Here is a 15,151-nt window from a genome sequence, read left to right as displayed (position 1 = left end):
AGTCACGACGGACCCGCAGGCGGTCGACGGCCCATCCCGGCAATTCCAGCGAAGCGCTGAGCGGTGGTGCCCGGCCACCTCGGGAGGCGCCGTGGCCCGGGAGAGGGCACGAAGTTACGCTGCGCGGAGGGTTGTTGACCGGAGGTGTTCATGCGGCATGACGTGGTACGGAATCTGACGCTATTGGCGGTGGGCGGGGTATTGGTGACGGTCGGTGCGGCCGCGCCCCCTTCGCCTTCGCGCACAGCGGAACCGGGCACTGCGGCCGAAGCGGCCGCACACGCCCAAGCGGGCACAAGACCGGATTCGGCCCGTACGGCCGGTGCGTCCGGGACTCCGCGGAAGGTGCCCGAGGCCGTCGGCTACGGCGGGGCCGTCGCGAGCGTCGACGCGGACGCGTCCGCCGTCGGCATCGAGGTCCTGAAGAAGGGCGGCAACGCCGTGGACGCGGCCGTCGCCACGGCCGCCGCGCTCGGCGTCACCGAGCCCTACTCGGCGGGCGTCGGCGGCGGCGGGTACTTCGTGTACTACGACGCGAAGACGCGGAAGGTGCACACGCTCGACGGCCGCGAGACCGCCCCGCGCACCGCGGACGCGGACCTCTTCCTGGAGGACGGCAAGCCCCTGCCGTTCGCGGACGCCCAGACCAGCGGCCTCGGCGTGGGCACGCCCGGGACCCCGGCCACCTGGCGGGCGGCGCTCGACAACTGGGGCAGCGAACGGCTCGGCACGCTCCTGCGGCCCGCCGAGCGCCTCGCCCGCGACGGCTTCACGGTGGACCGGACGTTCCGCGCGCAGACCGAGGCCAACCAGGCGCGCTTCAAGGACTTCCCGGACACGGCGGAGCTGTTCCTGCCGGGCGGGAAGCTGCCCGTCGTCGGCTCCACGTTCAAGAACCCGGACCTCGCGCGCACCTACGCCGAGCTGCGGCGCGAGGGCATCGGCGCGCTGTATAGGGGCGACATCGGCAAGGACTTCGTACGGACGGTCAACAAGCCGCCGGTGGACCCGGCCTCGGGGCGCGACGCGCGCGCCGGTGACCTGTCGATGAAGGACCTGCGGGCCTACGAGGTCAAGGAGCAGGCCCCCTCGAAGACCACGTACCGCGGGCTCGGGGTCTACTCGATGGCCCCGTCGACGTCCGGCGGCACGACGGTCGGCGAGGCCCTCAACATCCTGGAGCGCGGCGACCTCTCGCGGGTGAGCAAGGCGCGCTATCTGCACCGCTTCATCGAGGCGAGCCGGGTGGCGTTCGCCGACCGGGGGCGCTGGGTGGGCGACCCCGACTTCGAGGACGTCCCCACCAAGGAACTGCTCTCGCAGCGGTTCGCGAACTCCCGCGCCTGCCTCATCAAGGACGACGCGGTGCTCAAGAGCCCCGTGGCGCCCGGTGACCCGCGCGACCCGGAGCCCTGCGCCAGCGGCGGCAAGGCGGCCCCGACGACGTACGAGGGCGAGAACACCACGCATCTGACGGCGGCCGACAAGTGGGGCAACGTCGTCGCCTACACGCTCACCATCGAGTCCACCGGCGGCAGCGGCATCACCGTGCCCGGGCGCGGCTTCCTGCTGAACAACGAGCTGACCGACTTCTCCTTCGCGCCCGTCCGGCCCGGCGTGCACGACCCGAACCTGCCGGGGCCCGGCAAGCGGCCGCGCTCGTCGATCGCGCCGACCATCGTGCTCGACGAGGACCGCGAGCCGGTCGTGGCGCTCGGCTCGCCCGGCGGCGCGACCATCGTGACGACGGTCCTGCAGACCCTGACCGGCTTCCTGGACCGGGACCTGGAGTTGGTCGACGCGATCGCGGCGCCGCGCGCCAGCCAGCGCAACGCCGCGCAGACGGAGCTGGAGCCCGGCTTGTGGGACAGCCCGCTGCGGCGCGACCTGGAGGAGCTCGGCCACTCCTTCAAGCAGAACCCGGAGATCGGGGCGGCGACCGGCGTGCAGCGGCTGCCCGGCGGCAAGTGGCTCGCGGCGGCGGAGCCGGAGCGCCGGGGCGGCGGCTCGGCGATGGTGGTGCGCCCGAGCTCCTAGAGCCGCTCGGCCACGAGCCGCTCGGCCACCGTGTGCACCGGGGCCCGTACCGCTCACTGGGGCGGTGCGGGCCCCGTGCGCGTACGCGCCGCTGTCGTAGGGCCGCGTGGGCCCGTACGGCTCCGGCCCCGCGCGTCGCGTGAGCCCCTCAGGCGGGCCTCAGAGGCTCGTACGGGCGTCGGTCAGAGCGCGGTCAGGATGCGCGGCCCCGCGTCCGTGATGGCCACCGTGTGCTCCGCGTGGGCGGCGCGGCTGCCGTCGTCCGTGCGCAGCGTCCAGCCGTCCGGGGCGGCGTGGAAGCCGTCCTTGCCGCCGCCGATCACCATCGGCTCGATGGCGAGCACCATGCCGTGGCGCAGGGGCATGCCGCGGCCCGGCCGCCCCTCGTTCGGCACGGAGGGGTCCTCGTGCATCTGGCGGCCGATGCCGTGGCCGCCGAAGCCGTCCGGGATGCCGTACCCCGCGGCGCGGCAGACGGTGCCGATGGCGTGGGCGATGTCCCCGATCCTGTTGCCCACCACCGCCGCGTCGATGCCCGCCTGGAGGGCGCGCTCGGCGGTCTCGATCAGGCGGACGTCCTCGGGGCGGGGCGTGCCCACGACGAAGCTGATCGCGGAGTCGCCCGCCCAGCCGCCGAGGTGCGCGCCGAAGTCGGCGGAGAGCAGGTCGCCGTCGCGCAGGCGGTAGTCGTCCGGGATGCCGTGCACGATCGCGTCGTTCACCGAGGCGCAGAGCGTGGCCGGGAAGGGGACCGGGGCGAACTCCGGGTGGTAGTGCAGGAAGGGGGAGGTCGCGCCCGCGTCCTTGAGCACCTGGTGCGCCACGTCGTCCAGGTCGCGCAGGCTGACGCCGACGGCCGCCGCGGCCCGCACCGCGGCCAGGGCCCGCGCGACCACGCGCCCCGCTTCCCGCATCGCGTCGATCGATGTGTCTGTCTTGAGTTCCACCATGCCAATTACTATACCGGTATTTGAATGGGGTACGCGTAGACTGGTGCCATGGTGCGCACTCCTCTGACCCCCGAAGAGCGCGAGCGCGGCGAGCGGCTCGGCCGACTGCTGCGGGAGGCGCGTGGCGCGCGGAGCATGGCGGAGGTCGCCGCGAGCGCCGGTATCTCCGCGGAGACGCTCCGCAAGATCGAGACGGGCCGGGCGCCGACGCCCGCGTTCTTCACGGTCGCGGCGCTCGCGGTGACCCTGGAGCTGTCTATGGACGAGGTGGCACGGACGTGCGTCCTGGTCCCGGTGTGAGGCCCGCGGGGCGGACCCGCGTCGAGCGGCGGGCCAGGAGGGCCGCGCCGCCGCCCGTGGCGAGCGCGAGTGCCATCAGCGCGGCGCTGACCCACAGCGGCGAGCGGTAGCCGAGCCCGGCGTCGATCGCCCGGCCCCCGGCCCAGGGGCCCACCGCCGCACCGATGTTGAGGGCCGCCGTGGCGAAGGCCCCGCCCAGGGTGGGTGCCGCCGTCGCCGCGTACAGCGCGCGGGCGATCAGCGTGGAGCCCACCGCGAACGACAGCGTGCCCTGGACGAAGGCGAACGCCACGGTCGCCGCGGTGTGCTGGGCGGTCAGGGCGAAGGCCGCCCACCCCGCGAGCAGCGCGAGCGAACCGGCCACGAGCAGCGGCAGCGGACGGCTGTCGGCCACGCGCCCGCCGAGCGTGACCCCGACGAAGGAGCCGAGCCCGAACAGCGCGAGAAGGCCGGGCATCCAGGCGTCCCCGACCCCGGCGACGTGCGTGGCGAGCGGTTCGAGATAGGTGAAGGCGCAGAACGTGGCGCCGTTCACGAGCGCGCCGAGCAGCAGGGTCACCAGCAGGCGCGGGGCGCGCAGGGCGGCCAGCTCCGAGCGCGCGCTCACCGGTGCGGCGCCGGGGGAGTCCGACGGCACGGACCGCGCCACCGCGACGACGGCGGGCAGCGACACCAGGGCCACCGCCCAGAACGCGGCGCGCCACCCCCAGAGCTGGCCGAGCAGCGCGCCGCCCGGCACGCCCGCGACGCACGCGAGCGTGGTGCCGCCGAGCAGCACCGACGTCGCCCGGCCCTTGGCGTCCGGCGCGACCAGGCTCGTCGCGGTCGCGAGCGCCACCGCGAGGAACCCGGCGTTGGCGAGCGCGCCGACGACCCGGGTGGCCAGCAGGACGCCGTAGCTCGTGGTGAGCGCGCCCACCACGTGCGCGAGGAGGAAGGTGACCAGGAAGGCGAGGAGCGCCCGGCGGCGCGACCAGCGCAGGCTCAAGGCCGCCATCAGCGGCGCCCCGACGACCATTCCCACGGCGAAGGCCGAGGTCAGCGTGCCTGCGGCGGAGACCGACACCTCCATGTCGGCGGCGATGTCCGACACCAGGCCGGACAGCATGAACTCGGACGTGCCCTGAGCGAACACGGCGAGGGCGAGCAAGTAGAGGACCAGCGGCACAGCGGGACTCCAGCGTCACGTCACCACGGTGTGGGCGCGGCGCGCCCATGACGGTGCGCGGGGGCCCACGGAGTGGCTGAGGAAAAGGGGGGAAGGTCCGTGACTGCGGCGCGGTGGTGGTCCCGAGGCGTGGCCGCCGCGGAGCCCCGTGCGGGGCTGCTACGCGGTGTCGAGCCGGGTCGGCTGGATCGGGCCGGGTCGGCTGGATCGGGCCGGATCCGTCAGGGTCGACTGGGTCCGTCCGGATCAGCCGGTTCGGCTCGGATCGGATCAGTTCGGATCGGCTCGGATCAGCCGGATCAGACGGATCGGCTCGGATCAGGAGCGAGGCCACCGGAGCGCGCCGGTGGCCGACGTCTGTCGGCTTCGGGACTGGACATGTGCGCAGACTAGCCACGCTTCCCGGCGCACGTCCACGTAATTAACGAGGGCTCCGGAAAACCACGTGTAGCCGTCCCGTAACGCGTCTGGTGTTATCTTCCGGACCGGCAGACCCTAGTCTCCCAGGGGACGGTGCCCGACGATGGCAGTGGGACAACTCCCGGAACAAGTAACGGAGTTCGCGCGGTACTTGAACGACCTCCTGGCGCGCCTCGACCAGAGCGCCGGGTGGTGCGGCGTGTTCTGGTCCCGCGACCCCGACGGCATGCGGGCCTGCCTCGACGGCACCGAGGTGCCGCCCTGGGACGTGGTGCAGGCGCTGCTCCACGACCTCGCGGCCGACGTCGGCGTGGGGGCCGCGCAGGCGGAGACCGGCCGCGCCCGGTCGCTGCACGCCGCGTCCGTGGCGGCGCACGACGACCGCCCCGGCGGCCGCGAACTCCTCAGCGACCGGCTCGACATGATGCTCCAGGAGCAGCGGTTCGCGGTCGAGCGGGAGCAGGAGCTCGCCCGCGCCCTCGCCCTCGCCGCGACGCCCGACGAGGTGGACCGCATCCATCTGGACCTGGCCTGGGTGCGCGACGACCACGAGCGCGCCGCGGCGCGCTGCGGCGAGCTGCGCCGACGCATGGAGCGGCTCGACCGGGCGCGGGCGCCGCACTGGGTGGACTTCGGCGGCGCCCCCGCGGAGGGCGGGGACTTCGACGTCAGGGAGTTCCCCGCCGACCCGTCCGGCACCGCGGCCGAGCCCCGCGCCGCCGCCGACCTGGGCGGCGCGCACGACGGTCAGGGCGACGCGTACGACGACGACCGCGCGCTCTCCTACGACGACGGCACCGGCTACGGCTATGGCTACGACTACGACGGTGAAGGCCGCACGGAGGCGTACGACCGTGACGGCCGCGCCGCCCCCTACGGCACGGACGGCCATGACACCGCCCACGGCCACCCCCAGAGCCCCGAGGACCCCGACCCGCCCCACCGGGACGCCGAGCGCGCCCCCGGCCAGGACACGGCCCCGCGGGTCCCCGCCCAGCCCGGCCGCTCCCGGCTCGGGGTGCGGCGGCGCCCGCGCGGTGCCCGGTTCGCGGGCCTCGACGGCGCGGGCGACGACACGGCCGGGCCCGTCGCCGCGCCGACCGCCGAGCCCGCCCCGGGCACCCCGCGCGGCGCCCGCTACGTCCAGGCCGTCGAGGCGCCGCCGCGGGCGCACCCGGAGCCGTCGGCCGCCCCGGACGGCGCCGCGGCCGACGAGCGCGCCACCGTCGACGCGGTCAAGGCCCTCATCCGGCTGCGCGGCGAGGGCCGCAGCGGCGAGGCGCACGGCGTGCTCGTGGAGGCGGCCGGGTGGCCCGCCGCGCGGCTGCCGCTGTTCGCCGACGAGCTGCACCACGCGGGCCTCACGGCCGACTGGGCGACCCTGCTGTGGGAGGCCGCCTCGCTGCCGCCCGACCGCCTCGTGGCGGTCGCCGACGCGCTCGCGGGCGCGGGCCGCGCCGACGACTGCCGCAAACTCCTGCGCCAGGGCGTGGCCCGGCCCGCCCCGGAGATCGCCGAGTCGCTGCTCGCGCTCCTGGACGCGGGGCGCGAACGCGAGGCCCGCGCGCTCCTCGACGCGTATGTGCGCGTGCGCAGCGCCGAGGACGTCGCGGCCTGCGCGCACGCCGACGCGCAGCGGCTCATCCCGCTGCTCCTGGAGATGGCCAAGGGGGTCTCCGACGCGCACCACTGGGACCTCGTGCACGCGCTGCGCGTCGCGGGCTTCACCACCTGACCGCCGCCCGCGCGGCGTGCGCGGCCGCCCGTCCCGCACCCGCTCGGGTGATCGGTGGCCCGTGGAACAAGATCGACTCCGCCGCGTTGAGGCGATGGTCTTGGCAAGGCCGTCCAGGAGGCTTACGTTCGTCTGTCTACGCACCAAGTCTACGGGCGTAGAGGCTCTCTGACGTCCTGTCGAAGGAGCACAGCTCATGGTCAACGTCGTACGCGCCGCACTCGTCCAGGCGACCTGGACCGGCGACACCGAATCCATGATCGCCAAGCATGAGGAGCACGCCCGCGAGGCCGCCAGGCAGGGCGCCAAGGTGATCGGCTTCCAAGAGGTCTTCAACGCCCCCTACTTCTGCCAGGTCCAGGAGAAGGAGCACTACCGCTGGGCGGAGCCGGTGCCGGACGGGCCGACCACGCGCCGGATGATGGACCTGGCCCGCGAGACCGGCATGGTGATCGTCGTACCCGTCTTCGAGGTCGAGCAGTCCGGCTTCTACTACAACACCGCGGCCGTGATCGACGCCGACGGCAGCTACCTCGGCAAGTACCGCAAGCACCACATCCCCCAAGTCAAGGGGTTCTGGGAGAAGTTCTACTTCCGCCCGGGCAACCTCGGCTGGCCGGTCTTCGACACCGCCGTCGGCCGCGTCGGCGTCTACATCTGCTACGACCGGCACTTCCCCGAGGGCTGGCGGCAGTTGGGCCTGAACGGCGCCCAGCTGGTCTACAACCCGTCGGCCACCTCGCGCGGCCTGTCCGGCTACCTGTGGCAGCTGGAGCAGCCCGCCGCCGCGGTCGCCAACGAGTACTTCGTCGCCGCGATCAACCGCGTCGGCCAGGAGGAGTACGGGGACAACGACTTCTACGGCACGAGTTACTTCGTGGACCCGCGCGGGCAGTTCGTCGGCGAGACGGCGAGCGACAAGGCGGAGGAGCTCCTCGTGCGCGACCTGGACTTCGACCTGATCGACGAGGTCCGCGAGCAGTGGGCGTTCTACCGGGACCGCCGCCCGGACGCGTACGAAGGGCTGGTCAAGCCGTGAAGGACCTGCACACCCGGCACAAGGCCGTCCTGCCCGACTGGCTCGCGCTCTACTACGGCGAGCCGATCGAGCTCACCCACGGCGAGGGCCGCCACGTCTGGGACGCCCGGGGGCGGCGCTACCTGGACTTCTTCGGCGGCATCCTCACCACCATGACCGCGCACGCGCTGCCCGAGGTCACCAAGGCCGTCGCCGAGCAGGCGGGCCGCCTCATCCACAGCTCGACGCTGTATCTGAACCGGCCGATGGTGGAGCTCGCCGAGCGCGTCGCCGCGCTCTCCGGCATCCCGGACGCGCGCGTGTTCTTCACGACGTCCGGCACGGAGGCGAACGACGCGGCGCTGCTGCTCGCCACCGCCCACCGCGGCTCGAACCAGATCCTGGCGATGCGCAACAGCTACCACGGCCGCTCCTTCTCGGCCGTCGGCGTCACCGGCAACCGCTCCTGGTCGCCCACCAGCCTCTCCCCGCTCCAGACGCTCTACGTCCACGGCGGCGTCCGCACCCGCGGCCCCTACGCCGCCCTGAGCGACGCCGAGTTCACCGAGGCGTGCGTCGCCGACCTCAGGGACATGCTCGGCCAGACCCGTGGTGTCGCCGCGCTGATCGCCGAGCCGATCCAGGGCGTCGGCGGCTTCACCTCCCCGCCCGACGGCCTGTACGCGGCCTTCCGTGAGGTGCTCAAGGAGCACGGCGCCCTGTGGATCGCCGACGAGGTGCAGACCGGCTGGGGCCGCACCGGCGACCACTTCTGGGGCTGGCAGGCGCACGCCCGCTCGGGCCCGCCGGACCTGCTCACCTTCGCCAAGGGCATCGGCAACGGCATGTCGATCGGCGGTGTCGTCGGCCGCGCCGAGGTCATGAACTGCCTGGACGCCAACTCCATCTCCACCTTCGGCGGCTCCCCGGTGACGATGGCCGCGGGCCTGGCCAACCTCACGTACCTGCTCGAACACGACCTCCAGGGCAACGCGCGCCGGGTCGGCGGGCTGCTCATCGAGCGCCTGCGGGCGATCTGCGCCCAGCTGCCCTACGTCCGCGAGGTGCGCGGCCGCGGCCTGATGATCGGCGTCGAGCTGGTCAGGCCCGGCACCGACGAGGCCCACCCGGAAGCGGCCGCCGCCGTCCTCGAAGCGGCCCGCGAGGGCGGCCTCCTCATCGGCAAGGGCGGCGGCCACAACACCAGCGTGCTGCGGATCGCGCCCCCGCTGACCCTCACCGTCGCCGAGGCGGAAGAGGGCGCGGCGATCCTCGAACGGGCCCTCCGGGAGATCTAGTTCACGCCCGCGCCCACCCGCCGCCGACGCCCGTCACCCCCGTACGAAAGGGAGCGCACCACCATGAGCACCCGCACCCTGATCCGCGGCGGACTCGTCGTCACCGCCGCCGAGGAACTCCACGCCGACGTGCTCGTCGAGGACGGCCGGATCGCCGCGCTCGCCGCCCGCGGCACCGAGGCCGCGGCGGCCTGGACCGCGGACCGCGTCATCGACGCGAGCGAGAAGTACGTCATCCCGGGCGGCGTGGACGCCCACACGCACATGGAACTCCCCTTCGGCGGCACCTTCGCGTCGGACTCCTTCGAGACCGGCACCCGCGCCGCCGCCTGGGGCGGCACCACCACCATCGTGGACTTCGCCGTGCAGACCATGGGCCGGTCCCTGCGCTCGGGCCTGGACGCCTGGTACGCGAAGGCCGACGGCAAGTGCGCGATCGACTACGCCTTCCACATGATCCTCTCCGACGTCAACGAACGGACCCTGAAGGAGATGGACCTCCTCGTGGAGGAGGGCATCACGTCCTTCAAGCTGTTCATGGCCTATCCGGGGGTCTTCTACAGCGACGACGGACAGATCCTGCGCGCCATGCAGCGCTCCGCGGCCAACGGCGGCCTGATCATGATGCACGCCGAGAACGGCATCGCCATCGACGTCCTCGTCGAGCAGGCCCTCCAGCGCGGCGAGACCGACCCCCGCTACCACGGCGAGGTCAGGAAGGTGCTCCTGGAGGCCGAGGCGACGCACCGCGCGATCCAGCTCGCCCGGGTCGCGGGCGCCCCCCTGTACGTCGTGCACGTCTCCGCCGAGGAAGCCGTCGCCGAGCTCATGACCGCCCGCGACAAGGGCCTGCCCGTCTTCGGCGAGACCTGTCCGCAGTATCTGTTCCTGTCCACCGACAACCTGGCCGAGCCCGGCTTCGAAGGCGCCAAGTACGTGTGCTCCACGCCCCTGCGGCCGCGCGAGCACCAGGCCGCGCTCTGGCGGGGCCTGCGCACCAACGACCTCCAGGTGGTGTCCACCGACCACTGCCCCTTCTGCTTCACCGGCCAGAAGGAGCTGGGCCGCGGCGACTTCTCGAAGATCCCGAACGGTCTGCCGGGCGTCGAAAACCGCATGGACCTGCTCCACCAGGCCGTCGTCGACGGGCACATCAGCCGCCGCCGCTGGATCGAGATCGCCTGCGCCACGCCCGCGCGCATGTTCGGCCTCTATCCGAAGAAGGGCACCATCGCGCCCGGCGCGGACGCCGACGTCGTCGTCTACGACCCGGCCGCCACCCAGGTGCTCTCCGCCGAGACCCACCACATGAACGTCGACTACTCGGCGTACGAGGGGAAGCGGATCACCGGCCGCGTCGAGACGGTCCTCTCGCGCGGCGAACCGGTCATCGACCGGCGCACGTTCACCGGGCGCGCCGGGCACGGCGTCTACACGCCCCGCGCGACCTGTCAATACCTGAACTAGGAGGCACTCGTGGACTTCGGACTCGTCCTGCAGACCGACCCGCCCGCGTCCGAGGTCGTCGGCCTGATGCGGCGCGCCGAACAGAACGGCTTCCGCTACGGCTGGACCTTCGACTCGGCCGTCCTGTGGCAGGAACCCTTCGTGATCTACAGCCAGATCCTGGAGCACACCCAGGAGCTGATCGTCGGCCCCATGGTCACCAACCCGGGCACCCGCACCCCGGAGGTCACCGCCTCCACCTTCGCGACGCTCAACGACATGTTCGGCAACCGCACCGTGTGCGGCATCGGCCGCGGCGACTCCGCCATGCGCGTCGCGGGCCGCAAGCCCCACACGCTGGCCCGGCTCGGCGAGGCGATCGAGGTGATCCGCGACCTGGCCGAGGGCCGCGAGGCCGACGTCGGCGGGCAGGCCCTGCGCATCCCGTGGATCAAGAACGGCAAGCTCCCCGTGTGGATGGCCGCGTACGGTCCGAAGGCGCTCGCGCTCACCGGCGAGAAGGCCGACGGGTTCATCCTCCAGCTCGCCGACCCCTATCTGACCGAGTGGATGATCAAGGCCGTGCGGGACGCGGCCGCGGCCGCCGGACGCGACCCCGCGGCCGTCAAGATCTGCGTGGCAGCGCCCGCGTACGTGAGCGCCGACGTGGCGCACGCGCGCGAGCAGTGCCGGTGGTTCGGCGGCATGGTCGGGAACCACGTCGCCGACCTCGTCGCCAAGTACGGCGAGCACTCCGCGAAGGTCCCCGAGGCCCTCACCGCGTACATCAAGGAGCGCGAGGGCTACGACTACAGCCACCACGGGCGGGCCGGGAACCCCGACACCACGTTCGTGCCCGACGAGATCGTCGACCGCTTCTGCCTGATCGGGCCCGCCGCCGCGCACATCGAGAAGCTGCGTGCCCTGAAGGACCTCGGCGTCGACCAGTTCGCCCTGTACGCCATGCACGACGCCCGCGAGGACGTCATCGACGCCTACGGCGCGGAGGTCATCCCGGCCCTGACCTGATCCAGCCCGCCCCGCCGTGCGCGCGGTGCCGGGCGTGGCATGATCCCGGCATGAGCCGCATATCCGCGGGGCGCGCCGCCGCGCTCGGTGCCGTCGCCGTCGCCCTGCTCGTCTCCGGCTGCGGGCAGGAGGGGCGCGGCGGGGGCGGGCAGGGCGGTGGCCCCGGGGCAGGCGTTCCCTCGCGGCCGGTCGCCGCCGACTCGCTCGACCCCGATGCCCCGCGCCACGGGGCGGAACTGGCGGAGCAGCCCGCGCAGCCTTCGCGCGACTGCACCGGCGAGACCGGCACCCTGCTCGAGGCGGGCCCCGTCGACAGCGCGATGGGCCTGCGGGCCATGACGCTGTGGCTCACCCACTGCGGCACCGGCACGTACCGCCTGGACGGCTACCCGACGCTCCAGGTCCTCGCCGAGGACGGCACCGCCTTCGACGTGCACAGCCTGCGGGGCGCGCGGGCCATCACCACCGGCGTGGAGGACCCCGGGCCGCACCCCGTGACACTGCGGCACGGCGAGTCGGCGACGGCCGGGGTGGTGTGGCGCAACACCTACGCCAACACCGCCAAGGACCCCGTCAACGGCGCCCGCCTCCAGGTGCTGCCCGTTCCCGGCAGGCCCGCGCTGACCGTCGCCCCGGACGGCGGGATCGACCTCGGCAGCACGGGCCGCGTCGGCACGACGGCCTGGCGGAAGGCCCCGGCGGCCGAGTCCGGCGCCGGGCGGCCTACGGGACCCGCGCCGTCCACTCCGGCGAGCTGAACTTCGTCCGCGCGAGCTCCTGCGCGCGGGCCAGCTCCCCCTCGGTGACCTTGCCCGGCGTCAGGCCGTACCGCCCGCGGAAGGAGTCGACCATCCGCTCGATGACGGCCTCACGCGGCAGGCCGGTCTGGCGGCGCAGCGGGTCCACGCGCTTCTTGGCGCTCTTCGTGCCCTTGTCGGAGAGCTTCTCGCGGCCGATGCGCAGGACGTCGAGCATCTTGTCGGCGTCGATGTCGTACGCCATGGTCACGTGGTGCAGGACCGCGCCCGGGCCGCCTCCGGGGCCGACCATCCGCTTCTGCGCGGCGCCCGCGATCTTCCCGGCGTCCGTGGCGATGTCGTTCAGCGGCTGGTACCAGGCCTTGACGCCCATGTCGCCGAGCGCGCCGAGCACCCAGTCGTCGAGGTAGGCGTAGCTGTCCTGGAACGACAGGCCTTGCACGAGGGCGTCGGGCACGGACAGCGAGTACGTGATGGTGTTGCCCGGCTCCACGAACATCGCGCCGCCGCCGGAGACGCGCCGCACCACGTCGATGCCGTGCCGGGCCGCGCCCTCGGGGTCCACCTCGTTGCGCAGCGACTGGAAGCTGCCGATGATCACCGAGGGCGCGCCCCACTCCCACACCCGCAGCGTCGGCGGGCGGCGCCCGGCGGCGACCTCCTCGGTGATGACCTGGTCGAGCGCCATGTGCAGCGCGGGCTGCTGCGGCCCCTCGTGGACGAGCTGCCAGTCGTAGTCCGTCCAGTCCGTGGCGTGCGCGAGGGCCCGTCGCACGGCGATCGCCACGCCCTCCGCCGTCAGCCCGTACATGACGGTCCCCGCGGGCAGAGCCGCCTCCACCCGCGCGGCGAGCCCGACGGCGTCCGTGTCCCCCGGAGCCCCCTCCAACGCGGCGTCGATGGCGAGGATCGCCTCATCGGGCTCAAGAAAGAAGTCCCCGGCCACGCGCACGTTCCGCAGCCGGCCGTCCTCGACGTCCAGGTCCACCACGACGAGCTTGCCGCCAGGGACCTTGTACTCGCCGTGCACCGCGATCCTCCTGTTGTCCGCTGCCTCCCGGGGCCCGCCCGGAAAGTCCCTCTACGCTAACTCAGCGCCCCTGTGGCGAGCGGCGGGGCGGCGCTAGCCTGCCGGGCATGTTCACCTCGCGTCCTACTCTCCAGGGCACCTTCGGCATGGTGTCCTCCACGCACTGGCTCGCCTCGCAGTCCGCGATGGCTGTTCTCGAGGACGGGGGGAACGCGTACGACGCGGCGGTCGCCGCGGGGTTCGTGCTGCACGTCGTCGAGCCGCATCTGAACGGGCCCGCAGGGGAGGTGCCGATCATCCTGGCGCCCGCGGGCGGGCCCGTGCGGGTGCTGTGCGGCCAGGGCCCGGCGCCCGCGGGGGCGAGCGTCGCGCACTACCGGGACGAGCTGGGCCTGGACCTGGTGCCCGGCACCGGGCCGCTGGCCGCGGCCGTGCCCGGCGCCTTCGACGCGTGGATGCTGCTCCTGCGCGACCACGGCACGAAGCGCCTCGGCGAGGTCCTGAGATACGCCGTCACGTACGCGGAGGACGGGCATCCGCCCGTGGAGGGCGTCGGCCGGACCGTCGAGGCCGTGCGGCGGCTGTTCGAGACGGAGTGGCCCTCGTCGGCGGAGGTGTACCTGCCCGGCGGCACCGCGCCCACCCCGGGCGAGCTGTTCCGCAACCCCCGCCTCGCCGCCGCCTGGCGGCGCCTCGTCGCCGAGGCCGAGGCGGCGGGCGGCACCGACCGCGTCGCGCAGATCGAGGCCGCCCGAGAGGTGTGGCGGTCCGGCTTCGTCGCCGAGGCCCTGGTGCGCCAGGCCGCGCGCCCCACCCTGGACACCAGCGGCGCGCGGCACACGGGCACCCTCACGGCCGCCGACCTGGCCGGGTGGTCGGCGACGTACGAGGACCCCGTGACGTACGACTGGCGGGGCTGGACGCTGTGCAAGGCCGGACCCTGGAGCCAGGGCCCGGCCTTCCTCCAGCAGCTCGCCCTGCTGCCCGACGAGCTGCCCGCGTACGGCTCGGCCGACTACGTGCACCTGCTCGTCGAGGGCTGCAAGCTCGCCATGGCGGACCGCGAGGCCTGGTACGGCGACGCCGCCGACATCCCCCTGGACGCGCTGCTCTCCGCCGCCTACAACGCCGAGCGCCGGGCCCTGATCGGGGCGAAGGCCTCCCACGAGCTGCGGCCCGGGCGCCCGGACGGCCGGGAGGTGAAACTGGCCTCCCGCGCGCGGGAGGCCGCCTCCGGCGCGTCCCCGTACGACCCGCAGGGCATCCTGGCGGGCACCGGGGCCGCCGCGGGCGCGGGGGAGCCCACCGTCGCCCGGGACGGCGCCACCCGGGGCGACACCTGCCACCTGGACGTCGTCGACCGCTGGGGCAACATGGTCGCGGCCACGCCGTCCGGCGGCTGGCTCCAGGCCAACCCCGTCGTGCCCGAACTCGGCTTCCCGCTCGGCACCCGGCTCCAGATGGCCTGGCTGGAGGAGGGCCTGCCCAACTCGCTCACCCCGGGCCGCCGCCCCCGCACCACCCTGACGCCGTCCCTCGCACTCAGGGACGGCGCAGCGGTCATGGCCTTCGGCACGCCCGGCGGTGACCAGCAGGACCAGTGGCAGCTGCACTTCTTCCTGTCCGTCGCCCTGCGCGCGAGCGTGCGCGGCGGCCTCGACCTCCAGGGCGCCATCGACGCCCCGAACTGGCACAACGACTCCTTCCCCGGCTCCTTCTACCCGCGCGGGATGCGCCCCGGCAGCGTCACCGTCGAGTCCCGCACGGACCCGGCCGTCGTCGAGGGGCTGCGCCTGCGGGGGCACGACGTGACCGTGGGGGAGCCGTGGTCGGAGGGGCGGCTGTGCGCGGTGGCGCGGGACCCGCGCACCGGGGTGCTCTCGGCGGCCGCGAATCCCCGGGGGATGCAGGGGTACGCCGTGGGGAGGTGAGCCGGGGCGGCCGTCCCGGCCGTCCTAGCCG

General features: G+C 73.9%; 12 protein-coding genes. 9 read left to right on the top strand and 3 right to left on the bottom strand.

Annotated features, from left to right (window positions below):
• Positions 1-150 precede the first annotated feature (150 nt).
• Positions 151-2,037, top strand: a complete 1,887-nt coding sequence (gene ggt, locus ACIG3E_RS20070) for a gamma-glutamyltransferase (protein ID WP_399617963.1) — start codon at positions 151-153, stop codon at positions 2,035-2,037.
• Positions 2,038-2,219: 182 nt separating this feature from the next.
• Here ggt and map read toward each other — a convergent pair whose 3' ends face one another.
• Positions 2,220-2,987 (bottom strand): type I methionyl aminopeptidase, encoded by a 768-nt coding sequence (map, locus tag ACIG3E_RS20065; protein WP_399617961.1) that lies wholly within the window; start codon positions 2,985-2,987, stop codon positions 2,220-2,222.
• 48 nt (positions 2,988-3,035) lie between these two features.
• Between map and ACIG3E_RS20060 the strand changes: the two genes are divergently transcribed.
• Positions 3,036-3,287, top strand: coding sequence for a helix-turn-helix domain-containing protein (locus ACIG3E_RS20060; RefSeq protein ID WP_399617958.1), 252 nt, complete (start codon positions 3,036-3,038; stop codon positions 3,285-3,287).
• Here the strand turns inward: ACIG3E_RS20060 and ACIG3E_RS20055 are convergent.
• A complete protein-coding gene (locus tag ACIG3E_RS20055) occupies positions 3,244-4,455 on the bottom strand; it encodes a Cmx/CmrA family chloramphenicol efflux MFS transporter (protein WP_399617955.1) in 1,212 nt (403 codons plus the stop codon). The two genes, ACIG3E_RS20060 and ACIG3E_RS20055, sit on opposite strands and share 44 nt — an antisense overlap.
• A gap of 523 nt (positions 4,456-4,978) precedes the next feature.
• On the opposite strand from ACIG3E_RS20055, the gene ACIG3E_RS20050 reads away from it, so the two are divergent.
• The 6 genes from ACIG3E_RS20050 (at position 4,979) to ACIG3E_RS20025 (ending at position 12,159) form a co-directional block, all read left to right on the top strand.
• Positions 4,979-6,610 carry a hypothetical protein gene (locus ACIG3E_RS20050; protein ID WP_399617952.1) on the top strand — a complete coding sequence of 544 codons (1,632 nt, stop codon included), beginning with the start codon at positions 4,979-4,981 and terminating at the stop codon, positions 6,608-6,610.
• Between the two features lie 196 nt (positions 6,611-6,806).
• Positions 6,807-7,649, top strand: coding sequence for a nitrilase-related carbon-nitrogen hydrolase (locus tag ACIG3E_RS20045; RefSeq protein WP_399617950.1), 843 nt, complete (start codon positions 6,807-6,809; stop codon positions 7,647-7,649).
• Positions 7,646-8,926 (top strand): aspartate aminotransferase family protein, encoded by a 1,281-nt coding sequence (locus ACIG3E_RS20040; protein ID WP_399617947.1) that lies wholly within the window; start codon positions 7,646-7,648, stop codon positions 8,924-8,926. The genes ACIG3E_RS20045 and ACIG3E_RS20040 overlap by 4 nt, the downstream gene beginning before the upstream one ends.
• 63 nt (positions 8,927-8,989) lie before the next feature.
• Entirely contained in the window at positions 8,990-10,393 is a 1,404-nt protein-coding gene (gene hydA / locus ACIG3E_RS20035) for a dihydropyrimidinase (RefSeq protein ID WP_399617944.1), read from the top strand.
• 9 nt (positions 10,394-10,402) lie between these two features.
• Entirely contained in the window at positions 10,403-11,401 is a 999-nt protein-coding gene (locus ACIG3E_RS20030; protein ID WP_399617941.1) for a TIGR03842 family LLM class F420-dependent oxidoreductase, read from the top strand.
• A gap of 50 nt (positions 11,402-11,451) precedes the next feature.
• Positions 11,452-12,159: a DUF4232 domain-containing protein gene (locus ACIG3E_RS20025; protein ID WP_399617938.1), complete on the top strand. Its 708-nt coding sequence runs from the start codon at positions 11,452-11,454 to the stop codon at positions 12,157-12,159.
• Here the strand turns inward: ACIG3E_RS20025 and ACIG3E_RS20020 are convergent.
• Complete coding sequence (locus ACIG3E_RS20020; protein ID WP_399617935.1) at positions 12,125-13,189, bottom strand: lipoyl protein ligase domain-containing protein; 1,065 nt, start codon at positions 13,187-13,189, stop codon at positions 12,125-12,127. The genes ACIG3E_RS20025 and ACIG3E_RS20020 overlap by 35 nt on opposite strands.
• A 107-nt stretch (positions 13,190-13,296) precedes the next feature.
• On the opposite strand from ACIG3E_RS20020, the gene ACIG3E_RS20015 reads away from it, so the two are divergent.
• Entirely contained in the window at positions 13,297-15,120 is a 1,824-nt protein-coding gene (locus ACIG3E_RS20015) for a gamma-glutamyltransferase family protein (RefSeq protein WP_399617932.1), read from the top strand.
• The last annotated feature ends 31 nt before the right edge of the window (positions 15,121-15,151 follow it).

It is taken from the genome of Streptomyces sp. NPDC053474 (genome assembly GCF_044544845.1).
Lineage (GTDB): Bacteria > Actinomycetota > Actinomycetes > Streptomycetales > Streptomycetaceae > Streptomyces.
The sequence above is the reverse complement of the archived record's forward strand: the minus strand, read 5'-3'. Positions and strand labels throughout refer to the sequence as shown.